This is a genomic window from Rahnella inusitata, from assembly GCF_965118895.1.
Lineage (GTDB): Bacteria > Pseudomonadota > Gammaproteobacteria > Enterobacterales > Enterobacteriaceae > Rahnella > Rahnella inusitata_A.
In genome coordinates, this window is record NZ_CBCPJJ010000025.1 from 81,855 (window position 1) to 104,072 (window position 22,218).

General features: G+C 53.7%; 20 protein-coding genes. 11 read left to right on the plus strand and 9 right to left on the minus strand.

Going from position 1 to position 22,218, the window contains the following annotated elements; translation table 11 throughout:
• Window positions 1-111 precede the first annotated feature (111 nt).
• From ACMHLI_RS20745 to ugpQ, 6 genes are all read left to right on the plus strand, one after another.
• On the plus strand, window positions 112-1,299 hold the full coding sequence (locus ACMHLI_RS20745) for a PLP-dependent aminotransferase family protein (protein ID WP_413531113.1): 1,188 nt from the start codon (window positions 112-114) through the stop codon (window positions 1,297-1,299).
• Between the two features lie 205 nt (window positions 1,300-1,504).
• Window positions 1,505-2,821, plus strand: a complete 1,317-nt coding sequence (gene ugpB, locus ACMHLI_RS20750) for a sn-glycerol-3-phosphate ABC transporter substrate-binding protein UgpB (RefSeq protein ID WP_413531114.1) — start codon at window positions 1,505-1,507, stop codon at window positions 2,819-2,821.
• Between the two features lie 167 nt (window positions 2,822-2,988).
• Entirely contained in the window at window positions 2,989-3,876 is an 888-nt protein-coding gene (gene ugpA / locus ACMHLI_RS20755) for a sn-glycerol-3-phosphate ABC transporter permease UgpA (protein WP_413531115.1), read from the plus strand.
• Window positions 3,873-4,718: a sn-glycerol-3-phosphate ABC transporter permease UgpE gene (gene ugpE / locus ACMHLI_RS20760; RefSeq protein WP_413531116.1), complete on the plus strand. Its 846-nt coding sequence runs from the start codon at window positions 3,873-3,875 to the stop codon at window positions 4,716-4,718. The genes ugpA and ugpE overlap by 4 nt, the downstream gene beginning before the upstream one ends.
• Before the next feature lie 6 nt (window positions 4,719-4,724).
• Complete coding sequence (locus tag ACMHLI_RS20765; protein ID WP_413531117.1) at window positions 4,725-5,798, plus strand: sn-glycerol-3-phosphate import ATP-binding protein UgpC; 1,074 nt, start codon at window positions 4,725-4,727, stop codon at window positions 5,796-5,798.
• A gap of 2 nt (window positions 5,799-5,800) precedes the next feature.
• Window positions 5,801-6,541 (plus strand): glycerophosphodiester phosphodiesterase, encoded by a 741-nt coding sequence (gene ugpQ, locus ACMHLI_RS20770; RefSeq protein WP_213051575.1) that lies wholly within the window; start codon window positions 5,801-5,803, stop codon window positions 6,539-6,541.
• 50 nt (window positions 6,542-6,591) lie between these two features.
• Here the strand turns inward: ugpQ and ACMHLI_RS20775 are convergent, their stop codons facing one another.
• The 3 genes from ACMHLI_RS20775 to ACMHLI_RS20785 all read right to left on the minus strand — a co-directional run bounded on the left by ACMHLI_RS20775 (window position 6,592) and on the right by ACMHLI_RS20785 (window position 7,988).
• Window positions 6,592-7,119 (minus strand): hypothetical protein, encoded by a 528-nt coding sequence (locus tag ACMHLI_RS20775; protein WP_413531118.1) that lies wholly within the window; start codon window positions 7,117-7,119, stop codon window positions 6,592-6,594.
• 21 nt (window positions 7,120-7,140) lie between these two features.
• Window positions 7,141-7,524 carry a hypothetical protein gene (locus tag ACMHLI_RS20780; protein ID WP_413531119.1) on the minus strand — a complete coding sequence of 128 codons (384 nt, stop codon included), beginning with the start codon at window positions 7,522-7,524 and terminating at the stop codon, window positions 7,141-7,143.
• A gap of 167 nt (window positions 7,525-7,691) precedes the next feature.
• A complete protein-coding gene (locus ACMHLI_RS20785; protein ID WP_413531120.1) occupies window positions 7,692-7,988 on the minus strand; it encodes a DUF2756 domain-containing protein in 297 nt (98 codons plus the stop codon).
• A 213-nt stretch (window positions 7,989-8,201) separates the two neighbouring features.
• Here ACMHLI_RS20785 and ACMHLI_RS20790 point away from each other — a divergent pair, with 213 nt between their 5' ends.
• Entirely contained in the window at window positions 8,202-9,101 is a 900-nt protein-coding gene (locus ACMHLI_RS20790) for a carboxylate/amino acid/amine transporter (protein WP_413531121.1), read from the plus strand.
• Here ACMHLI_RS20790 and metR read toward each other — a convergent pair.
• Window positions 9,007-9,942: an HTH-type transcriptional regulator MetR gene (metR, locus tag ACMHLI_RS20795; RefSeq protein ID WP_112165602.1), complete on the minus strand. Its 936-nt coding sequence runs from the start codon at window positions 9,940-9,942 to the stop codon at window positions 9,007-9,009. The genes ACMHLI_RS20790 and metR overlap by 95 nt on opposite strands.
• A 104-nt stretch (window positions 9,943-10,046) precedes the next feature.
• On the opposite strand from metR, the gene metE reads away from it, so the two are divergent.
• From metE to ACMHLI_RS20810, 3 genes are all read left to right on the plus strand, one after another.
• Window positions 10,047-12,323: a 5-methyltetrahydropteroyltriglutamate--homocysteine S-methyltransferase gene (metE, locus tag ACMHLI_RS20800; protein WP_413531122.1), complete on the plus strand. Its 2,277-nt coding sequence runs from the start codon at window positions 10,047-10,049 to the stop codon at window positions 12,321-12,323.
• Between the two features lie 247 nt (window positions 12,324-12,570).
• Window positions 12,571-13,335, plus strand: a complete 765-nt coding sequence (locus ACMHLI_RS20805) for an SDR family NAD(P)-dependent oxidoreductase (protein WP_413531123.1) — start codon at window positions 12,571-12,573, stop codon at window positions 13,333-13,335.
• Between the two features lie 143 nt (window positions 13,336-13,478).
• Entirely contained in the window at window positions 13,479-14,342 is an 864-nt protein-coding gene (locus ACMHLI_RS20810; protein WP_413531124.1) for a helix-turn-helix transcriptional regulator, read from the plus strand.
• On the opposite strand, the gene ACMHLI_RS20815 is transcribed toward ACMHLI_RS20810, so the two are convergent.
• From ACMHLI_RS20815 to ACMHLI_RS20835, 5 genes are read right to left on the minus strand one after another with little or no spacing between them, the layout of a single operon-like run.
• Window positions 14,343-14,687 (minus strand): PTS fructose-like transporter subunit IIB, encoded by a 345-nt coding sequence (locus ACMHLI_RS20815; protein WP_112165609.1) that lies wholly within the window; start codon window positions 14,685-14,687, stop codon window positions 14,343-14,345. It lies immediately after the preceding gene.
• Between the two features lie 45 nt (window positions 14,688-14,732).
• Window positions 14,733-15,635, minus strand: a complete 903-nt coding sequence (locus ACMHLI_RS20820; RefSeq protein WP_413531125.1) for a [formate-C-acetyltransferase]-activating enzyme — start codon at window positions 15,633-15,635, stop codon at window positions 14,733-14,735.
• A complete protein-coding gene (locus ACMHLI_RS20825; RefSeq protein ID WP_413531126.1) occupies window positions 15,601-17,898 on the minus strand; it encodes a formate C-acetyltransferase in 2,298 nt (765 codons plus the stop codon). Before ACMHLI_RS20825 ends, ACMHLI_RS20820 begins: the two co-directional genes overlap by 35 nt.
• A gap of 16 nt (window positions 17,899-17,914) precedes the next feature.
• The gene (locus tag ACMHLI_RS20830) at window positions 17,915-18,244 is read right to left on the minus strand and encodes a PTS fructose-like transporter subunit IIB (RefSeq protein ID WP_413531127.1); all 330 of its coding nucleotides are present in this window, start codon (window positions 18,242-18,244) and stop codon (window positions 17,915-17,917) included.
• Window positions 18,245-18,260: 16 nt separating this feature from the next.
• On the minus strand, window positions 18,261-19,340 hold the full coding sequence (locus ACMHLI_RS20835) for a PTS fructose transporter subunit EIIC (protein ID WP_413531128.1): 1,080 nt from the start codon (window positions 19,338-19,340) through the stop codon (window positions 18,261-18,263).
• 370 nt (window positions 19,341-19,710) lie between these two features.
• Between ACMHLI_RS20835 and ptsP the strand changes: the two genes are divergently transcribed.
• Entirely contained in the window at window positions 19,711-22,215 is a 2,505-nt protein-coding gene (ptsP, locus tag ACMHLI_RS20840; protein WP_413531129.1) for a phosphoenolpyruvate--protein phosphotransferase, read from the plus strand.
• The last annotated feature ends 3 nt before the right edge of the window (window positions 22,216-22,218 follow it).

Consider the following 22,218-nt stretch of genomic DNA (forward strand, 5'->3'; position numbering starts at 1 on the left):
ATTTGCTGTAATATCTCAAAACCGCACGGCTGGCGCTTTGCGGTTTTTATTTTGTCGATAAATTAACAACTCTTACATTCTTATAACTTGGCACATCATCAGGAACATTTCATGAACACAGAAGGTTTACTCGCCGCCCGTATGGTCAGGCTTAAAAGTTCGGCCATCCGGGAACTGCTGAAACACAGCAAAATGGAAGGCGTTATTTCACTGGCGGGTGGTATTCCTTCTTCAGCGCTCTTCGATTTCGATGGCCTGCGTGAAGCGACGCAGATGGCAATCACTGAACAGCCTGAGCACGCGTTCCAGTACGGCCTGACGGAAGGCAGTCATACGCTGCGTGAGCGTATTGCTGAGCTTTGCGCCGAGCGCGGTGTGGTGGCCAGTGCGGACGATATCGTGGTTACCGCCGGTTCTCAGCAGGCGCTGGATCTGGTGATGCGCGCGGTCGTAAATCCCGATGATATTTTCGTGGTGGAACGCCCGACTTATCTGGCGGCGTTGCAAACGCTGGAACTGGCCGAAGCGCAAATTCTTTCTGTGGGTTCTGACGGCGACGGCATGATTGTCGATGAACTGGCTGAATTGCTGAAAACCCGAAAAATCAAAGGCGTGTATCTGGTGCCGACGTTTGGCAACCCGAGCGGCGTGACCCTCAGCCGTGCGCGTCGCGAACAGCTGGTACAACTGGCGAAAAAACATGAATTTCTGATTGTGGAAGATGATCCGTACGGTGAACTGCGTTTCACCGACGAACGCCAGCCGACGCTGTTTGCACTGTCCAAAGCGCTATACGGCCACGCTGAAAACATCATCTATACCTCAACGTTCTCCAAGATTCTGGCTCCGGGCCTGCGTCTGGGCTGGGTGATCATGCCTGACTGGCTGCTGCACAAAGTGGCGATCATCAAACAGGCGGCGGATTTGCACGCCAGTGCGCTGTCGCAGTCGATTGCCGAATGCTATCTCGGCCTGGGGCGGCTGCCTGCGCAAATTGAAACCATCCGCGCTGCGTACAAAAAGAAATGTGAAGTCATGGCTGAATTGTTGGAACGTGAACTGGGCGACGTGCTGACCTTTGAATATCCGAAAGGCGGGATGTTCCTCTGGGCGCGATTCCGCGAGCCGCGTAACTGTGCCGAGTGGATGAAAAAGACGCTGGAGCAGGGCGTTGTGTTTGTGCCGGGCGAATTCTTCTATGCCGACAACCCTGATCACTCCACCTTCCGTCTGTCGTTCGCCACAGCAACCGAAGAGCAAATGCACGAGGCCGTTGCCCGCCTGAAACGCGCGCTGTAATCCCCCGCATTCTCGTCTCTCAGGCGCACCGCATATCCGGTGCGCTTTTTTTTTGCCATCTATCCGTCACTTCCAGTTAACGCTCCTGTCACATCAATGTCATTTAACGGTTATTTTTCTGTCATTTAGCCGTGTCATGTTAGCTCCCGAATCAGAAAATCCTTACACCAACTGACATCACACCAGCCCTCTTCAGGAGACAAGCATGCTTAAGCACGCTGTTACAAAAACGACACTTTGCATCGCACTGGCATTCGCGTTCAGCACCCAGGCGATGGCGGTTACAGAAATTCCGTTCTGGCATTCTATGGATGGCGAACTCGGTAAAGAAGTGAACTCGCTGGCCGACCGTTTTAACCAGGCGCACCCTGATGTCAAAATCGTGCCGGTCTACAAAGGCAAATACGATGAAAGCCTGGCCGCCGGTATCGCCGCATACCGCACCGGTAACGCACCTGCCATCTTGCAGGTTTATGAAGTAGGCACCGCGACCATGATGGCGAGTAAAGCCATCAAGCCGGTGTATGAAGTGTTCAGCGACGCCGGCCTTAAGCAGGACGTGTCGCAGTTCGTGCCGACAGTGTCCGGTTATTACTCCGATTCCAAAGGCCGTCTGCTGTCCCAGCCTTTCAACAGCTCCACGCCGGTGCTGTATTACAACAAAGATGCCTTCAAGAAAGCCGGTCTGAATCCGGATCAGCCACCAAAAACCTGGCAGGACATGGCTGCTTACACCGAGAAACTGCGTGAAGCGGGCATGAAGTGCGGTTACGCCAGCGGCTGGCAGGGTTGGATCCAGATTGAGAACTTCAGCGCCTGGCATGGTTTGCCGATCGCCTCTAAAAACAACGGTTTTGACGGCACCGATGCGGTTCTGGAATTCAACAAACCAGAACAAATCAAACATATTCAGATGCTCGAAGACATGAACAAAAAAGGTGACTTCACCTATTTTGGTCGTAAAGACGAGTCCACCGCCAAGTTCTATAACGGTGATTGCGCCATGACCACCGCGTCTTCCGGCTCACTGGCGGATATCCGTCAGTACTCCAAATTCAACTACGGCGTAGGCATGATGCCTTATGACGCGGATGTGAAGGGCGCGCCACAAAATGCCATCATCGGCGGCGCGAGCCTGTGGGTGATGAACGGTAAAGACAAAGACACTTACAAAGGCGTCGCCGAATTCCTGCAATACCTGACCACACCGGAAATCGCCGCCGAATGGCACCAGAAAACCGGCTATCTGCCTGTGACCACCGCCGCGTATGAGCTGACCAAAAAAGAAGGCTTCTACGAGAAGAACCCAGGTTCTGATGTCGCGACCCGCCAGATGCTGAACAAGCCACCGTTAGCGTTCACCAAAGGTCTGCGCCTGGGCAACATGCCGCAAATTCGTACCATTGTGGATGAAGAACTGGAAAGCGTGTGGAGCGGTAAGAAGTCTGCCAAAGAAGCTTTGGATACTGCGGTACAGCGCGGGGATTTACTGTTACGTCGCTTCGAAGCTTCGACGAAGTAAGTCGGCTACTGCGCTTTGCCAGCCTGGGATTGGGCAGTGCTCGCTCTCCTCATGGACTATGTGTCCACTCCGGGAGCTGTGCGCTGTCCGCACCCAGTCTGGCTTCGCTCGCTACGCCTCACCCGGAGTAGCCTGTCTTTTGTAATCGTATCAACGAGTAAACCATCATGAGTTCACACCGTCCCGGTTTTGGTTGCAGCTGGTTGCCTTACGCACTGGTTTTACCGCAGCTGCTGATCACCGCGATATTTTTCCTGTGGCCTGCGGGTCAGGCGCTGTGGTATTCGGTGCAGACGCTGGATCCGTTCGGGTTATCCAGCCAGTTTGCCGGCATGGCTAACTTCACGCAGCTGTTTGCGGATCCGTACTATCTCGAATCCTTTTATACCACGTTGAAATTCAGCTTTATGGTGGCGTTTATCGGGCTGGCAGTGTCGCTGTTTTTCGCCGCGCTGGTCGATCACGTCATTCGCGGCAGCCGCATTTATCAGACGCTGATGATCCTGCCGTATGCCGTTGCACCGGCAGTGGCTGCCGTTTTATGGATGTTTTTATTCAGCCCCGGCCTCGGCCTGATATCGCATTTCCTGGCTTCGATCGGCTACAACTGGAACCACGCGCAAAACAGCGGACAGGCAATGTTCCTGGTGGTGCTGGCGTCGGTCTGGAAGCAGGTCAGCTACAACTTCCTGTTCTTCCTCGCCGCGTTGCAGTCAATTCCTAAATCGCTGGTAGAGGCCGCCGCTATTGATGGTGCTGGCCCGGTGCGACGCTTCTTCAATCTGGTGCTGCCGCTGATTTCGCCGGTCAGCTTCTTCCTGCTGGTGGTGAATCTGGTTTACGCCTTCTTCGATACCTTCCCGGTGATCGACGCCGCGACCGGCGGTGGCCCGATACAGGCGACGACCACGCTTATCTACAAAGTGTACCGCGAAGGTTTCTCCGGTCTGGATCTCTCCAGCTCCGCCGCGCAGTCCGTCATTTTGATGATGCTGGTGATTGGCCTGACGTTCATTCAGTTCCGCTTCGTCGAGCGTAAGGTGCGTTATCAATGATTGAAAACCGCAGAGGGCTGGATATTTTCAGCCACATCATGCTGCTGCTCGGCGTGCTGGTGATCCTCTTCCCGCTGTACGTCGCGTTTGTCGCAGCGTCTCTGGATAACAAACAGATTTTTGAAGTGCCGATGACGCTCATTCCCGGTACGCATTTATGGGAAAACATCAGCGCCATCTGGACGCAGGGCGTCGGCAATAACAGTCCGGCATTCGGACGCCTGCTGATTAACAGCTTCATCATGGCAATCGTCATCACCGTCGGAAAAATCTCTGTCTCAATGCTCTCGGCATTCGCGATCGTCTATTTCCGCTTTCCGCTGCGTAACCTGTTCTTCTGGCTGATTTTTATGACGCTGATGTTACCGGTGGAAGTGCGTATTTTCCCGACAGTACAGGTGATCGCTAATCTGCATATGCTCGACAGCTACACCGGCCTGACGCTGCCGCTGATGGCGTCAGCCACCGCGACGTTTCTGTTCCGCCAGTTCTTCATGACCCTGCCGGATGAACTGCTGGAAGCGGCGCGTATCGACGGCGCGGGCGCGATGCGCTTTTTCTGGGACATCGTACTGCCGCTGTCGAAAACTAACCTCGCGGCGCTGTTCGTTATCACCTTTATTTACGGCTGGAACCAGTATCTGTGGCCGATTTTGATCACCAGCGATGCCTCGATGGGCACGGCGGTGGCGGGGATTAAAAGCATGATCTCCTCAGGCGACGGCTCGACACAATGGAATCAGGTGATGGCGGCCATGATCCTGACATTATTGCCACCGCTGGCGGTGGTGCTCCTGATGCAGCGCTGGTTTGTGCGCGGTCTGGTAGACAGTGAGAAGTAAACCGAAATGGCAAATTTGAAATTACAGGCAGTGACCAAGTCTTACGACGGCAAAAACCAGATTATCCAGAGTATCGATCTGGACGTTGCTGACGGGGAGTTCATCGTGATGGTCGGGCCTTCCGGCTGCGGGAAATCCACTCTGCTGCGTATGGTGGCCGGTCTGGAGCGCACGACATCCGGCGATATCTACATTAACGACCAGCGTGTCACTGAGCTGGAACCGAAAGATCGCGGCATCGCAATGGTGTTCCAGAACTACGCGCTGTATCCGCACATGACTGTGTTCGACAACATGGCCTATGGCCTGAAAATTCGCGGTTTCGGCAAAGCACAGATCCTTGCCCGCGTTGAAGAAGCCGCGCGCATTCTTGAACTCGGCCCGCTGCTGAAACGCAAACCACGCGAACTTTCCGGCGGCCAGCGTCAGCGTGTTGCGATGGGGCGTGCCATCGTGCGTGAACCGGCGGTGTTCCTGTTCGACGAACCGCTGTCTAACCTTGATGCTAAGTTGCGCGTACAGATGCGCCTTGAGCTGCAACAACTGCACCGCCGCCTGCGCACCACCAGCTTGTACGTGACGCACGATCAGGTCGAAGCCATGACGCTGGCGGAGCGGGTGATCGTGATGAACAAAGGCATCGCCGAGCAAATCGGCACGCCCTCGGAAGTCTATCGCCGCCCGGCCAGCCTGTTCGTTGCCAGCTTTATCGGCTCACCGGCGATGAACCTGTTGCCCGGCCAACTGACCACTGACGGCACGTCGCTGGTGATGGAAGACGGATTCGAATTGCCGCTGCCAGTCCCGCGCCCGGAATGGGGCGGTCGTGAACTGACAATCGGTATCCGCCCTGAACATATTCAGCTGACAGAAGATACGCAAAACGGTATTCCGATGGTGCTCAATACGCTGGAGTTACTGGGCGCGGACAATCTCGCGCACGGCAAGCTGGCGGGCAGCGGCGTTGTGGTGCGCTTATCGCATGAAGTGTTTCCGACGGCGGGTTCGCTGTTACGCTTGGTTTTCCCAACGAAAGCGTTACACTTTTTCGATACTCACAGCGGATTACGGATGGAATGAACATGAAAGCCTGGCCTTACCCTCGTATTGTGGCGCACCGTGGCGGCGGTGCTCTGGCACCGGAAAACACGCTGGCCGCCATCGATGTGGGCGCGAAATACGGTCATACGATGATCGAATTTGACGCCAAACTGGCGCAGGGCGGAGAAATATTCCTGCTGCACGACGATACCCTCAACCGCACCAGTAATGGTTGGGGCGTGGCGGGTGAGCAGCCCTGGGAGAAACTTCAGCAGCTCGACGCCGGTGACTGGTACAGCGCCGCGTTTAAAGGCGAGAAATTGCCGCTGCTGGCGCAGGTCGCCGAACGCTGTGCGCGCCATCACATGATGGTAAACATTGAAATTAAACCGACCACTGGCCTGAATGAAAAAACCGGCACTGACATCGCGCTCGCTGCCCGTGAGCTGTGGAAAGATCAGAGTGTTCCACCGCTGCTCTCCTCTTTCGAATTCGACGCGCTGGTCGCCGCCAAAAAAGCCGCCCCTGAACTGCCGCGCGGATTACTCATCGACGAATGGCACGAAAACTGGAATGCGCTGACCGACGAACTGGAATGTGTGTCTTTGCACCTCAATCACAAACTGCTGAGTGAAGCGCGTGTAAACGCGATCAAAGCCGCTGGCCTGCATATTCTGGTATACACGGTGAATAACCCCGAGCGCGCCCGCGAACTCCTGCGCTGGGGCGTGGATTGCATCTGTACGGATAAGATTGATGTGATCGGGCCGGATTTTGAATAATCAAACATGGGTGCTGTAACAGCGCCCATATGTATTTAGTTTTGGTGTTTTTAATTCCACTTATGAAAAGGGTCTTCGTATACCGTCGCTGGCGTATCTTCTTTCGGCTGATCTCTCGGTCTGACCATTATCGGCAGGTTTCTTTTTACACATTCATTGGCATCTTTGACATAGAGTGTCGGGCCATGAAGATCTGTAGGAAAGCAATGCCCATATCCCTTAGTAGTTAAAGAGGTTATAAAAGTATACTGGAATATTATTGCAATAATTATTCCTGCAATACTGATGTAACACGATCCTATAATGATACGTTTTCCTGGATTATATGGCATAACCCCTTTCAAAATTATGTAAGGTGTACAAGTTGCCAACATGAGAAAAGTCGCTGCTCCTCCTATAATAAAAATCGAAAGCCTGTCGAATGAAATAATATTCGGGTACGATAAATTATAAATAATTTGATCTTCGATCATAGAAGGCAATAAGCAGCATAGCCAAATCCCAAGAGCAAAAACCAAGAGGCAACTCAGTCTTTGTTCTGTGGTCAGGTAAATATCTTGATTGGATTTTTTTTTCATATTTTCTTATAAAGAAGTTGGCTATCTCTTCCCCAACGATTGTTCACCATTTCTGGCACGATAGATTTTAGCTGCAACACCGAGTCCTTTGAGTTTCCAAATGATTTTTGATGTGGTTATGCCATCTTTCGTATTCCCAGCATAAGTGGCACCGAGTCCCAACCTGTCAAGGTTACGTTCTGAGACATCATATTTCCCAACCGGAGCCAATTCTTTCAGAATGGCATAAGCCTCTTCCTGAGTAAGAAACATAATATAATGAAGGTTTTCACTGACGTTTTTAATTAACACTTCCCGATAATCACTGCCGGGCCGATTAATTTCTAAGGGTAGGAATGACGTGGCTGAGTTTGGGAAACCAGAGAAGGGGTTGTTATAGAATGTCGTCGTTCTTCCATTTGACATCTGAAGCTATCCTTAAGAGTTTTGGAGTCAATTATTTTCATTGATCGGCAGAAATAAAATCGGGATACAGGTCATATAATGGGACTAAAAAACCGCAGGGAGTTTTTTCTCTGCGGAAACGAATTATTATTTTGATGAATAACTAAGATACTTACTCATCAATTCTGTTATTGATTCAATTTCTGATTCAGCGTCTGGTTATTCTGCTGGATCTGCAACCGTTGCTGATTGCTCTGGATTTGCGAACGCAGTTTGAGTTGCTGTTGTTGCTGATTGCTGCGCAGATCCTGCTCCTGCTGACGTTTCTGCATTTGCTGGTTGTTCTGCTGCTGTTGCTGCATGCGCTGTTGCGACGGATTGGTCAGCAGCGGGTCGTTCGGATTCGGCACTTTCTCGACGGCACCGGCAGCGTGAACGGCCAACAGCAGTGGCAGTGCGGCGATTATTCCATATAAGCGTTTCATCGGTTCATTCTCCATTTCCAGTCATCCGTTAAGTGTATGCCATCACACCCACCAGCGCGGCATTTGAGGGCACGTTTCCCTCAAAGCGTGGCGCGGCTCTCGTTTGTTCTATAATTAACCAGATGTAAACCACCTTCACATCCCGCGGTGTTTCTCATTGGGCTACAATCGTCCATCTTTCAAACTTCCTCTTTCACACAGGGCTCAACTGCCGTGCCTTTACTTATTATCACCACCATTTTATGGGCCTTTTCCTTCAGCCTGATCGGCGTTTATCTCGCCGGACAGGTCGACAGCGTCTTCGCCGTATTGGTCCGTTTGGGGCTGGCGGCGCTGGTTTTCCTGCCGTTTCTGCGCTGGAAGGGCTATGCCTTTACCACCATCCTGCTGTACATGGCGGTCGGTGCGATGCAGCTTGGCATCATGTATCTCATCAGCTTCGAGGCCTATCTGTATCTGTCAGTGCCGGAATTCCTGCTGTTTACCGTGATGACGCCGCTGTACGTGACGCTGATTTATGACCTGATCAGCGGCCGTAAAATCCGCATTGGCTATGCACTCAGCGCGCTGCTGGCGGTGGCGGGTGCGGCGATTATTCGTTATGACCACATCAGCGAGCATTTCATCATCGGGCTGTTGCTGGTGCAGGCGGCGAATATTTGTTTTGCCATCGGACAGGTGGGCTACAAACGTCTGATGGAAACCCGCCCGGTGCCGCAGCACACGGCCTTTTCCTGGTTCTACATCGGTGCGCTAATGTGCGCCGTAGTGGCGTGGTTCCTGTGGGGTAATCCGCAAAAATTGCCTACCACGGAGCTGCAATGGGGCATTCTGGTATGGTTAGGCGTTGGCGCGTCGGGATTGGGCTACTTCATGTGGAACTACGGCGCAACGCAGGTGGATGCGGGAACGCTGGGGATTATGAACAATTTTCACGTCCCGGCCGGGCTGCTGGTGAATCTGGCGATCTGGCAACAGCAGCCGCACTGGCCGAGCTTTATTCTGGGCGCGGCGGTGATTATGTCCTCACTGTGGGTGCACCGGCGTTGGGTCGTGCCGCGTCGCGAACAAACGGCAGATGATCGCACGCGTGCTGCCGCGCCGAACGAATAAATGCTTCTGTGACCGGCTGACGCTGCTCGCCATCACGTACGGCGGCGTACAGCCGGCTCCATAAGCCATCGCCCAGGGTTTTTGTCACCACCAGACCCTGGCGCTCAAAACTCTCCACCACCCAGTGTGGCAGCGCCGCAATTCCCATTCTCGCCGACACCATCTGAATCAATAACAACGTGTTATCTACGCTTTTCAGCGACGGGCTGACGCCTGCCGGTTGCAGGAAATGCCGCCAGATATCCAGACGCTGGCGCTGCACCGGATAAATCATCAGCGTTTCACTGCTCAGATCTTCCGGCGTGATGACGGCCTGGGTCGCCAGCGGATGATCCGGGGCCAGCACCAGACGGACTTCGAAATCAAACATCGGCGAATAGTGCAAACCGCTGCGCGGCAGGATATCGGACGTCAATACGAGGTCCAGTTCGCCCTGTTGCAGCGCCGGTTGCGGGTCAAACGTCACGCCGGATTTGAAATCCATCATCACCTGCGGCCAGTTCTGATGGAAGTTGTCCAGCGCGGGCGTCAGCCACTGAATACAACTGTGGCATTCGATGGCGATACGCAGTGAGGTCTGATGCGGTTCATTACATGCCTGCAACGCCTGCTGGATTTGTGGCAGCACCTGCTCTGCCAGATTGAGCATGATTTCGCCCTGCGGCGTAAACCGCAGCGGCTGGCTTTTGCGCACAAATAATCTGAAACCCAGCCGTTGCTCGAGGTCACTGAACTGGTGAGACAGGGCCGATTGTGTCTGATGAAGCTGCGAGGCGGCAGCGGCCAGTGACCCGGTGTTGCGCAGTGCTTGCAACGTTCGCAGGTGTTTCAGTTCGATCATGAGAGTCCTTCACTGTGACATGAATAATTTGCGCTTGTGCAATATACAGTACCTGCGGATTATGGATGTGTAAACATCTGGACGGCTAAACAGGAATTAAAAAGATGACGATACTGAATCACACACTGGGTTTTCCACGCGTTGGTCTGCGTCGTGAACTTAAAAAAGCTCAAGAAAGCTACTGGGCAGGTAATTCCACTCAGGAAGAACTGCTGGCAACCGGCCGCGAACTGCGCGCCCGTCACTGGAAACAACAGGCCGAAGCGGGGGTTGATCTGCTGCCTGTTGGCGATTTTGCCTGGTACGATCACGTACTGACCACCAGCCTGCTGCTGGGTAACGTGCCTGCACGTCACCAGAATGCCGATGGGTCTGTGGATCTCGATACCTTATTTCGACTTGGCCGTGGCCGTGCACCGACCGGTAAACCGGCTGCCGCTGCGGAAATGACCAAATGGTTTAACACCAACTATCACTACATGGTGCCAGAGTTCGTGAAAGGTCAGCAGTTCAAACTGACCTGGGCGCAACTGCTGGAAGAGGTGGACGAAGCGCTGGCGCTCGGCCACAAAGTGAAACCGGTTCTGCTCGGCCCGCTGACATACCTGTGGCTCGGTAAAGTGAAAGGCGAGCAGTTCGACCGTCTTTCGCTGATTAACGATATTTTGCCGGTTTACCAGCAAGTACTGGCCGAACTGGCAAAACGCGACATCGAGTGGGTGCAGATTGATGAACCGGCGCTGGTACTTGAACTGCCGCAGGAATGGCTTGATGCCTACAAACCTGCGTATGAGCAGTTGCAGGGCAAAACCAAACTGCTGCTGACCACCTATTTCGACAGCGTCGGGCACAACCTCGACACTGTCCGCCAACTGCCGGTACAAGGCCTGCATATTGATGCGGTCGCCGGTCACGATGATCTGCAAACGGTCATCAACGCACTGCCAAAAGACTGGCTGATTTCTCTGGGCGTGATCAACGGCCGTAACGTCTGGCGTGCAGATCTGAGCACCTGGTTCGACCGTCTGAAGCCGCTGGTTGAAGGCCGCAACGTCTGGATCGGCAGCTCCTGTTCATTGCTTCACAGCCCGATCGACTTAAGCGTTGAAAGCCGTCTGGATGATGAAGTGAAAAGCTGGTTCGCATTTGCCCTGCAAAAATGTGTGGAGCTTGCACTGCTGACGTCTGCGTTGAATAACCCGACCGCAGAAGCACAGCACAAACTGGCAGAATATAGCGCGCCAATTCGCGCCCGTCGTGAATCGACCCGCGTGAACAATGCCGCCGTTGGTAAACGCGTTGCGGCTATTACGGCCACCGATATCGAGCGTCCAAACGTTTACACCGAGCGCGCCAAAGCGCAGCGGGCCCGTTTCAATCTGCCTGCATGGCCGACCACTACCATAGGGTCATTCCCACAAACCACGGAAATCCGTGGCCTGCGTCTGGAGTTCAAACAAGGCCGTCTGGATAACGCTAAATACCGCACCGGCATCAGCGAACATATCAAGCAAGCCATCAAAGAGCAGGAGCGTCTGGGCATTGACGTACTGGTTCACGGCGAAGCGGAACGTAACGACATGGTCGAGTACTTCGGCGAGCATCTTGACGGCTTTGTGTTCACGCAAAATGGCTGGGTACAGAGCTACGGTTCCCGCTGCGTGAAACCGCCGGTCATCATCGGCGACGTCAGCCGTCCGGAAGCGATCACCGTCGAATGGGCGAAGTACGCACAATCGCTGACCGAAAAACCGGTCAAAGGCATGCTCACCGGCCCGATCACCATCCTTTGCTGGTCCTTCCCGCGTGAGGACGTCAGCCGTGAAACCATTGCTAAGCAAATTGGTCTGGCGCTGCGCGACGAAGTGGAAGATCTGGAAAAAGCCGGTATCGGCATCATCCAGATTGACGAACCTGCCCTGCGTGAAGGCCTGCCGCTGCGCAAGTCTGAGTGGAATGCTTATCTGCGCTGGGCCGTAGACGCGTTCAAACTGAATGCCGCCATTGCGAAAGATGACACTCAGATCCACACCCACATGTGTTATTGCGAATTCAACGACATCATGGATTCGATTGCTGCGCTCGATGCCGATGTAATCACTATCGAAACTTCGCGTTCTGATATGGATCTGATCGAAACCTTCAAAGAATTCGATTATCCGAACGAAATCGGACCCGGCGTTTACGACATTCACTCGCCTAACGTGCCAAGTGTGGCGTGGATCGAAAACCTGCTGCGTAAAGCGGCGGACAGTATCCCGGCAGAGCGCCTGTGGGTGAACCCGGACTGTGGCCTGAAAACCCGTGGCTGGCCGGAAACCCGCGAGTCTCTGGAAAATATGGTGAAAGCGGCTAAGCGTCTTCGTGCGGAGAAAATCTGACCGGAAGTGAGTAAAAAGTACGTTGGTGGAAGTGTGCCGGTGAATAGCCGACACGTTGGGCTTCGGGGCTGTATACCCGAAGCTCTTTTTTTTATCGGTCATTCGTACTTTGTTACGACTCTTTCAGCCCGCGGCATACGGCGGCTGAAGCGTGATTGAGGAGGTTTTGACAGGCCGTTATCTCCAAACCCCGGTTTTGTCCACTAGGCTTAATACAAATTGTAATTCATTAAGACAGGGAGAAAACATGAACCGATTTACAGATAAAGTGGTTGTCGTTACCGGCGCGGGTTCAGGTATGGGCGCAGCGTCTGCCCGGCGTTTTGCCAAAGAGGGCGCGATTGTGGTGCTGGTCGGGCGAACCAAAGAAAAGCTCGAGAAGGTCGCCAGCACGTTGAGCAGCACGCAATATTATATTCATCTGGCGGATGTATCTTCGGCGCAGGACGTCGAGCGCATGGCGGCAGTGATCGAAGATAAATTTGGCCGCGTCGATGTGCTGGTCAATGGTGCGGGCGTGGTGGTGCAGGGTAAAGTCACTGAAGCTAGCCTCGATGACTGGCAGAAAATCATGGCGATCGACCTGAGCGGCGTTTTCTACTGCACCCGCTTCTTCATGCCAGCGCTGATTAAAAGCAAAGGCAACATCGTCAATATTTCTTCGGTATCCGGTATGGGTGGCGACTGGGGAATGAGCTTTTACAACGCAGCCAAAGGCGGCGTGACCAACTTTACCCGCTCAATCGCGATGGATCACGGCAAAGACGGCGTGCGCGTTAATGCGGTTTGCCCGTCTCTGACTTTCACTGAGATGGCGGCGGGGATTAAAGACAATCAGCCGCTGCTGGATAAATTCTCCGAACGCATCCCGCTCGGTCGCGGCGCAGAGCCGGAAGAAATTGCGGATGTCATCGCGTTCCTTGCCAGCCACGACGCGCGATTTGTCACCGGCGTGAATCTGCCGGTGGACGGTGGCCTGAGCGCATCTAACGGCCAGCCTCCGCAGGCATAAACATCTTTCTGGCTCATCGTTCCCGGCATCAGCGCGGGCCGGTGAGCCATTTTCCCATCGTTCCTCGCAAATCTGCGAGTTCCCTTTCTGCCTTCAGCCGAGGTTAGTTATCATAGCCAGATTCTGCTGACAGGTAGCCAACCATGACCCATCCCCTTTTTTCTGTTCTGTCTCCAATACTTGAGGACTTCGCAGGCATCCGCCATGTGTATTTTGCCGGTGCTCAGCATCCGGTGCCTTCGCTGGCATATCAGGTGGATTTTCCGCGTCTGGAGCTGATTCTGGACGGCGAGCAGATGATGGAATGGGAAGACGAGCAGGGCAAAAGTCAGACGACGCGAATGCTGGCGGGCGATGCATTGTTCGTTCCGGCCAAAGGCTGGAACAGCCCGCAGTGGCAAAAGCCAGTGCGCACGTTGAGTATTCTGTTTGGCAAGCAACAGCTTGGATTCAGCCTGCTTCACTGGGATGGTACAGGGTTTGATGGGAGCGAAAAGGGCAATATTGGCAGGCGTGGACCTCGCGTCGGCGCGTTTATGTTACAGGCGTTGAATGAACTGGCGTGGCACCGAAGCGATCAGCAAACGGCAAAGTTTTTGGTAAAAGGGTTGCTGAGCCATGCGTTGGATCTGTTCAGCTCTTCGGTTCAGACCGCGTCGCGCAGTCAGGCGCTGTTCACGGCGATCCGCCAGCACATCGAAGAACATTACCGCGAACCGCTGACCCGCGATTCCGTCGCCAAAGCGTTTTATATCTCACCAAATTATCTGTCACATCTGTTCCAGAAAAGCGGCGGAGTCGGGCTAAACGAATATCTGAATTATGTGCGGCTGGAGCAGGCAAAAAATCTGCTAAAAGGCTACGACATGAAGGTGAAGGAAGTCGCTCATGCTTGCGGATTTGTCGACAGCAACTACTTTTGCCGGCAGTTTAAGAAAAACACGGAGCGTTCACCTTCGGAGTATCGGCGGCAATACCGCAGCCAGTTGGAACAAGCACAGCCATAACTAGGGTAAAACGATCTGCGTGCCCTGCGGCGAGGTGGCGATTTTTTTGACGGCAGCCATGACTTTTTCCGGCGTGCGCAAAAACGTATGCATACCCGTCTGAACGCAGCGACTGTGGGCAAAGCGCTCGCGGTTTTCAAGCTGGATCTCGGTGACTAGCAGGACAATATCGGCTTGCGCAATATCGCTTTCTGACAGCGAATTTTCGATACCCAGAGCCCCCTGCGTTTCCACTTTTACCTGCCATTTTTCCTGCGCACTGAGTTTTTCCAGACGCTCTGCCGCCATATACGTATGTGCCACACCGCTGATGCACGCCGTGACGGCGACCAATTTCAATGACATTGCTATTCCCCTTTGTCGGAAATCATTGATCCGATGTTTAACCCGCTAACCACCCAGAGTGACCCGATATCCGTAGCTTTCCGCCAGCGCACGATAAGGCGCAAGGGTTTGTGCATCCGGCACCGGCGTTTTGTGCATGGAGTAGGTTTTCCCCAGTAGCGGATACTTGGCTTCACCGTACTTGTGGAAGGGTAACAGATGGATTTCATTTAAGTGGAAGGGTTTAAGGAAATCCAGGATCTGTTGCATGTTTTCGGGCATCAGGGTGTAACCGGGGATCAGTGGTAAACGGGGCAGCAGTTTCACGCCGCGCCCGGCAAGTTCACTGAAATTCTCCAGCACACGTGGCTGATTCATGTTGAGAATGGAACGCGCCAGCGACGGATCCATTATTTTGAAATCATACAAAACCTGATCGCAACGTTCTGTCAACGCAAGCAAGTGATCCCGCGGGGCATCGCCTGCCGTTTCGATAGCCGTATGAATGCCCAGAGCCTGTAGCTCCTGCAATAACGCGCTGGCAAAAGCATGTTGCATCAGAACTTCACCCCCCGAAAGCGTGACGCCACCGCCAGAGGAGCGGAAAAACACTTCGTCCTTAAGCAGACGTTTCATCAGTTCTGGCAGCGTAATGTCTTCGCCGATGTATTCCATCGCACCGCTGGGGCATTCATCCGGATCTTGCAGGCATGTCCGGCAGTTCAGGCATTTCGTCTGCCGTTTGATGGTCTGTATGCGCGGCGACATGGACTCGGGGTTGGCGCACCACGGGCAGCGGTGCGGGCATCCTTTAAAGAAAACCAGGGTACGGATACCCTGGCCATCATTGAGCGAAAACCGCTGAATGTTGAAGATGCGTCCACGCAGGGTGTTATCTGCAACGATCGTTTTCACGACGACGGGGATGCGCAGCTCAGAGCTGGTGCGCGGTTCGACCGATAATGTCATCCTGAATCTCCTTTGACAGCTCGACGAAGAATGCGCTGTAGCCAGCTACCCTGACGACCAGCCCCGCGAAATCCTGCGGACGCTTTTGCGCTTCGCGCAGTTGCTCTGCATTGACCACGTTGAATTGCACATGCTGCAATTTCAGACGGGTAAACGCACCGAGGAAATCTGCCAGTTTGTTCAGCCCTTGCTGACCTTCCAGCGTCGACGGCGTGAATTTCACATTCAGCAGCGTACCATTGGAAAGCAGCGTGTTATCGAGTTTGCTGACCGATTTCAGTACGGCTGTGGGTCCTTGGTGATCCTGCCCGAGCATTGGTGAAAGACCGCCGTCGGCCAGCTGTTCACCGGCAAAGCGACCATCCGGCGTTGCGCCTACAACCGCACCTAACGGCACGTGTGCCGACACGGTGTACGAGCCCGGCGTGAACTGTCCACCTCGCGGGTTACGGTATTGTTCGACCTCTTTGCAGTAATAACGCAGCAAATCGGCGCTGATCAAATCAACTTCATCGACATCGTTACCGTATTTCTCGAAGCGGTTAATCAGGCGGGCACGAATGGCACGACCTTCTTCGCTGGCAAAATTTTCTTTCAGCGATGCCAGTAACTCATCAAATGTCAGGCGCTGTTGATCGAACACCATGCCTTTCAGCGCATGCAGGGAATCGCTGAGGTTGGCGATGCCAATTCCCTGAACGCCGGAGAAGTTGTAGCGTGCACCGCCTGCGGTGATGTCATTACCGCTCTCCAGACAGCCGTCAATAAATGAAGAGAGCAGCGGAACGGGTGCCCAGTCGCGGTGGCCGATGTCGCAGATGTTGCTGCCCTGCGCCATCAGTTTGACGTAGTGGCTGATTTTCTGGCGGATCTTTTCCACCAGGTCCGGGTATGTGATCGCGGTATTACCTTCGTTTTCATGCAGTGTTAATTCCATGACTTTCAGGAGGTTAAACATCGCTATATCGTGCAGGCCGTAAGTTTTCCCCGGAATCGACAGTTCCACACAGCCGACAACGGCATAATCCCGAGCGTCTTCCAGCCGTACACCACGGTTTAGAAACGCGGGTACCACCACTTCATCATTGAAAATTTGCGGTATGCCGGTGCCGAGACGGATGGTTTCGGCTGTTTTCAGCAGGAATGGGCGGTCAATGAGTTCATTTACCCTTACGCCGAGATTGGGCTGTGGCAGGCAGATGCTCTGGTAGGCATCCAGACACAGAAATGAAAGCACGTTTACGGCGCTGCGCGCGGCTTCGGTAAGGCCACCAAGCAAGATGGTATAACCGGTCGGGAAGCCGGCGAAATAGCGGGCGCTGGAGGCAGAGCGCAGCAGAACGATGTCGTTGCATTTCACCCACAGGCTTTCCAGCAGTTCTTTAAGGAACGCCGGCGATTCCCCGTGAGACAGGGAATACTGGTAGAACGGCAACATATACTGATCGAAGCGCCCGAGTGAGAGCGAACTGGCGTTGGATTCGTACTGCAAAATAATGTTCATGTACCAGAACAACTGGCAGGCCTGATAGAAATCCTGTGGCGCACGTGCTGAGATATGCAGCGAAATACCGGCGATTCTTTCCAGTTCCTGCTTTCTTTGCGGGTCTTTGCACTCGTCCGCCATCAGCGTCACCAGTGCGGCGTAGCGAAGAATATGCCGCTGTGCCGCCTGCAAGAGGAGTAATGCAGCCTGATAAAACGGATTATCCGGGTGCTGTAAAATATGCTGTTGGAGTTCAGCCACCAGACCATCAAGACCAGTGTACAGCAGGCGCGGATAATCAATAATAATGTGCCCCTGGCCTTTGTCGGTCTGATTAATGCTGAAAATCTGCGTTTTGGTGGCGGCGGTAACCTCTTCCGGCATCTGGCTGTTGATGAAATCTTTCATTGAACGCGATTCCCAGTAAGGGAAGAGTTGCTCGCGGTAAATCTGTTTATCCTCGGCAGAAATGTTGAAACGATCCTGCGGACGGGTGGAGAAAGCATCCAGCTCTTTCAGCAGCCAGTAGGGATCCATTTCAGGAGAGACGATCCCCGCACGTGGCTTAACCGTGCGATTACCGGCAATCAGTTCGTCTTCGCGGAGGCTAATCTCAACGTTATCCAGGATGTATGCCGTGGCCTTCGCGCGGCGAAGAAGCGTCGGTTCGCCTTCCGTCTTTCGATGGCTTGCGGTATACAGCAGGGCGCGTTCCAGCGAAATTTCACGCGGGGTGGCGAAAAGCGCGGCCTTCAGACGTTCGATGCGGGAAGTCATCCTGTTCTCCTTAAATTCAATCCGTGACTGCAGTATTGTTGAGGTGTACGGCAATCTTTTCCATGATGGCGTCGGCACGTTTGACTGCATCACTGATGCCAACCCGCACCGTCACTTTGCCTTTAAAGCGTTCCTCGAATTTAATGCCGATATCTTTGGTCAGAATCACAATGTCCGCGGCGGCCACGTCTTCTGCCGTCAGCTCGTTCTCCAGACCGATTGAGCCCTGTGTTTCCACTTTGCATTCCCAGCCTTTGGCGTTGGCCGCACGTTCAATGGCTTCAGCGGCCATGTAGGTATGAGCAACGCCGGACGGGCAGGCGGTGACAGCAATAATCTTGGTCATAGTGTTTTCCCTGGTGTCAGTTAATTTCAAAGTCCAAATCCAGATCAGATTCCTGGTGGTTTTTAGTGGATTGTTTTTTGGCGGCAAGATATTTCAGCAGATTGAGACACAGAGCAGTGACGATCATGCCAACCAGCAGCGCGCCGATATAAGCAAATTTGCCCTGAACGACGGGCAGTACGATCAGTCCGCCCCAGCCCGCATAGCATTCTGCGCCGAGCAACGCGGCGGTGACCGCCGCACAAGCAGAACCGATCATGATGGAAGGAATAACGCGCAGCGGATCAGCGGCGGCGAAAGGGATTGCGCCCTCAGTGATGCCAACGCAGCCCATTAACATGGCCGCTTTCCCCGCTTCGCGTTCTTCTGAGGAGTAAAACTTGCGGCCAATCAGCGTGGCGAAACCGACACCGAGCGGCGGTGTGGCGATGGCAACGGCGGCAATGGCGACGACGGTATACACGCCCTGCGCGACGCAGATCAGCATAAATGCGTAGGCAACCTTATTGACTGGCCCGCCCATGTCGAAGGCCAGCATCAGACCCATAATGATGGCGAGTACCACAATGCTGCCTTGCTGCATCCCTTGCAGCCAGTGGGTAAGCGAAGTGGTCAGCAACCCGACGGGTTCGCCGAGCCCCCACATCATGATCCCCGCCGTCAGCAAGGTGCCGACGATCGGGATCACGAAGATCGGCATCACAGAGCGAAGGATCTTAGGAACCGGGATCTTTTTGAGATAGAAAACGATAATGCCGCCGAGCAGACCAGCGATGATCGCACCAAAAAAGCCTGCGCCAAAGGACGCACCTACCCAGGCACCGATGGCCGCAGGGGCCAGCGCCGAGCGGTCAGCGATGGAGTAACCGATGTAGGCGGCCAAAAAAGGCACCATCAGGGTCAGACCGGCAACGCCGATATCAAACAGCTTTTTCAAATTCGGATCGGTTAACGCATCCGGCACGGCACCTTTACCGTAAAGCATGACAGAGATGGCCAGCAAAATGCCGCCCGCGACCACAAAAGGAATCATGTGTGAGACGCCAGTCATCAGGTGCTGGCGGGTATTTTTTAGAATATTGAGCAAGTCTTTCATGATTAGCTCCTGGAGCTTCCGGTGTCGGGCGTAACGATCGCAAATATCAGGGCTTCTTTTCGGGAAAAAGCTCAGATACTGAAAGGGTATCGACGACAACAATAGGCTGAGGGTCGTGGCGCTAATAGTGGACAGATTTGTGTTTTACTGGACTTTTGTAATGTTCGATCGAAAATGCGAGCAGCTTCAAATAACCCGTGATAACGGGAGATTTGTCGACTCCTGTACAGTGTGAGCTGTCTCGCAAAAAACGGTATGCATTACATTTATCCAGTGTTTGTCATTTTTGTCTGGTAGCCACCGCGAGCCTGGAGCTCCTATTCTGCAAGTGTCGGTAATTATCACCGGCATCTGGGATGAGGATTCAGAAATGACCAAGAAGTTGAGCTTCACCTGCGTACTGGTTAATGGGGTTCATGCCCGTCCGGCGAGCCATATTGAATCGTTATGCAACGGGTTTAAATCGACGTTTCAATGGCATAACGCTCGTACTGACCGCGTTGCCGACGGTAAAAGTGTGTTGTCACTGATTGGCGCAGATATTCTGCCTGGCGATGAATGCCATGTGACGGTCGAAGGTGCGGACGAAGTGGCTGCGCTGGCAGCGCTTGCACATTTCATCGAGCATCAATTTCCGCTTTGTGATGAAGCCCTTCCTGAACACAATGCGACCGCAGAACGTGAGCCTCTCCCCGAATCCCTGGCGCATCTTTCCCCGGTGATATACCGCGCCCGTTCCGTCAGTGAAGGCTGCGCGCTGGGCAAACTGGTTAATCTCTCCAACGTGAATCTGGCGGCACTTACCGATTTGCCTGCGTCTCAAGGCAAGGATAAAGAACAAAGTTTGCTTTCCGGTGGGCTGGCGCAGCTCGAAAAATCTATTGAATTACAGCTGATGGAGGGCAGCGGCACCATTACCGCTGTACTTGAAGCGCATCGTTCTTTGCTGCGCGATAACAGCCTGCGCGACGCGTTGCTAAGCCATGTGATGGAAGGAAAAAGCTGTGCGCAGAGCATCGTGGAAACCGCCGCGCATTTCAGTGCACAACTCGCACAATCGTCCAGTGCTTACCTGCGTGAACGGGAACTGGATATTCGTGATGTCAGTTTCCAGCTGTTGCAGCATATCTACGGCGAAGCGCGATTTGCTTCCCAGCAAACCCTCACTGAAACCAGCATCTGTCTGGCGGATGAACTGACCCCAAGCCAGTTTCTTGAACTGGATAAAAAGTATCTGAAAGGCCTGCTGCTCGGCAGCGGCGGCAGTACGTCCCATACTGTTATTCTCGCGCGATCGTTCAATATTCCTACGCTGGTGGGTGTCGACCCTCAGCCTTTGCAGGTATATCTGCGTCAGGACGTGCAGATCGATGGTGATCTGGGGTTGATAGCCTGCGCGCTGACAGAGCCGGTACGGCGTTATTATCGTCAGGAGCAGGCCGTCCATCAGGCATTGCGCCAGCAGCAGAGTGTTTATCTCGACAAACCAGGCTATACCGCTGACGGCGTGCGGATGGAAGTGGCGGCGAACATTGCGCATTCAGTCGAAGCCAGTGCCGCTTTCAGTAACGGCGCCGAAGCGGTCGGCCTCTTCCGTACAGAAATGCTGTATATGGATCGCGTCAGCGCCCCTTCGGAAGACGAGTTGTACAACATATATTGTCAGGCGACGGAAGCGGCGAAAGGGAAAACCATTATCGTGCGGACGATGGATATCGGTGGAGATAAGCCAGTTCATTATCTGAATATTCCCGCTGAGAATAATCCTTTCCTCGGTTATCGCGCTGTTCGTATTTATCAGGAATTCTTACCGCTGTTCCACACTCAGCTGCGTTCGATCCTGCGGGCATCGGCGCACGGAACACTGAAAATCATGATCCCGATGATCTCCTCGATAGAAGAGATTTTATGGATCAAAGATCGTCTGGCAGAAGCCAAACAGTCCCTGCGCAGCGAGCAGATCCCATTCGATGAAAAAATTCAGTTGGGGATCATGCTGGAAGTACCGTCGGTGATGTTCATCATCGATCAGTGCTGCGAAGAGATTGATTTCTTTAGCATCGGTAGTAACGATCTCACGCAATATCTGCTGGCGGTCGACCGCGACAACGCTAAAGTGACCCGCCATTACAACAGTCTGAATCCGGCGTTCCTGCGCGGCCTCGATCATGTCGTGCGTGAAGTGCATCGTCACGGTAAATGGATAGGGCTGTGTGGTGAACTGGGTGCGAAGGGCTCGGTGCTGCCGCTGTTGGTTGGGCTGGGGCTGGATGAAATCAGCATGAGCGCACCGTCGATTCCAGTCACCAAAGCGCGGCTGTCGAAACTCGACAGCCGCGAATGTCGTCTTTTGCTAAACCGCGCGATGCAGTGCCGCACGTCGCTGGAAGTTGAACACCTGCTGGCACAGTTCCGTATGGACGTGAACGACGCGCCGCTGATCACTGCAGAATGCGTGGCGCTCAATACCGACTGGCGCAGCAAAGAAGAAGTCATCAAAGGCATGGTCGATAACTTAATGCTCGCCGGGCGCTGCCGGTATCCGCGCAAACTCGCGGCGGACGTCTGGGCGCGCGAAGCAGTGTTTTCCACCGGTCTCGGCTTCGGTTTCGCCATTCCACATACCAAATCTGAACACATCGAACAATCAACCATTAGCGTGGCGAAGTTACAGGAGCCGGTGCAATGGGGTGACGAAGAGGCGCAGTTTGTCATCATGCTGACACTTAACAAACACGCCGCGGGTGACCAGCACATGCGGATTTTCTCAAAGCTGGCGCGCCGGATTATGCACGACAGTTTCCGCGATGCGTTGATGCAGTCAACTACGGCGGTGCAAATTGAAGCGCTGCTGAAACAAGAGCTTGAACTCTGACAG

Bases quoted from the DNA above. Each gene is read 5' to 3' on its own strand.
- metE (WP_413531122.1), top strand. From the start codon at position 10,047: ATGACGATACTGAATCACACACTGGGTTTTCCACGCGTTGGTCTGCGT.
- ACMHLI_RS20745 (WP_413531113.1), top strand. From the start codon at position 112: ATGAACACAGAAGGTTTACTCGCCGCCCGTATGGTCAGGCTTAAAAGT.
- ACMHLI_RS20820 (WP_413531125.1), bottom strand. From the start codon at position 15,635: ATGACATTATCGGTCGAACCGCGCACCAGCTCTGAGCTGCGCATCCCC.
- ACMHLI_RS20830 (WP_413531127.1), bottom strand. From the start codon at position 18,244: ATGACCAAGATTATTGCTGTCACCGCCTGCCCGTCCGGCGTTGCTCAT.
- ACMHLI_RS20805 (WP_413531123.1), top strand. From the start codon at position 12,571: ATGAACCGATTTACAGATAAAGTGGTTGTCGTTACCGGCGCGGGTTCA.
- metR (WP_112165602.1), bottom strand. From the start codon at position 9,942: ATGATCGAACTGAAACACCTGCGAACGTTGCAAGCACTGCGCAACACC.
- ACMHLI_RS20775 (WP_413531118.1), bottom strand. From the start codon at position 7,119: ATGAAAAAAAAATCCAATCAAGATATTTACCTGACCACAGAACAAAGA.
- ACMHLI_RS20785 (WP_413531120.1), bottom strand. From the start codon at position 7,988: ATGAAACGCTTATATGGAATAATCGCCGCACTGCCACTGCTGTTGGCC.
- ACMHLI_RS20810 (WP_413531124.1), top strand. From the start codon at position 13,479: ATGACCCATCCCCTTTTTTCTGTTCTGTCTCCAATACTTGAGGACTTC.
- ACMHLI_RS20825 (WP_413531126.1), bottom strand. From the start codon at position 17,898: ATGACTTCCCGCATCGAACGTCTGAAGGCCGCGCTTTTCGCCACCCCG.
- ACMHLI_RS20765 (WP_413531117.1), top strand. From the start codon at position 4,725: ATGGCAAATTTGAAATTACAGGCAGTGACCAAGTCTTACGACGGCAAA.
- ptsP (WP_413531129.1), top strand. From the start codon at position 19,711: ATGACCAAGAAGTTGAGCTTCACCTGCGTACTGGTTAATGGGGTTCAT.
- ugpE (WP_413531116.1), top strand. From the start codon at position 3,873: ATGATTGAAAACCGCAGAGGGCTGGATATTTTCAGCCACATCATGCTG.
- ACMHLI_RS20835 (WP_413531128.1), bottom strand. From the start codon at position 19,340: ATGAAAGACTTGCTCAATATTCTAAAAAATACCCGCCAGCACCTGATG.
- ugpQ (WP_213051575.1), top strand. From the start codon at position 5,801: ATGAAAGCCTGGCCTTACCCTCGTATTGTGGCGCACCGTGGCGGCGGT.
- ugpA (WP_413531115.1), top strand. From the start codon at position 2,989: ATGAGTTCACACCGTCCCGGTTTTGGTTGCAGCTGGTTGCCTTACGCA.
- ACMHLI_RS20815 (WP_112165609.1), bottom strand. From the start codon at position 14,687: ATGTCATTGAAATTGGTCGCCGTCACGGCGTGCATCAGCGGTGTGGCA.
- ugpB (WP_413531114.1), top strand. From the start codon at position 1,505: ATGCTTAAGCACGCTGTTACAAAAACGACACTTTGCATCGCACTGGCA.
- ACMHLI_RS20780 (WP_413531119.1), bottom strand. From the start codon at position 7,524: ATGTCAAATGGAAGAACGACGACATTCTATAACAACCCCTTCTCTGGT.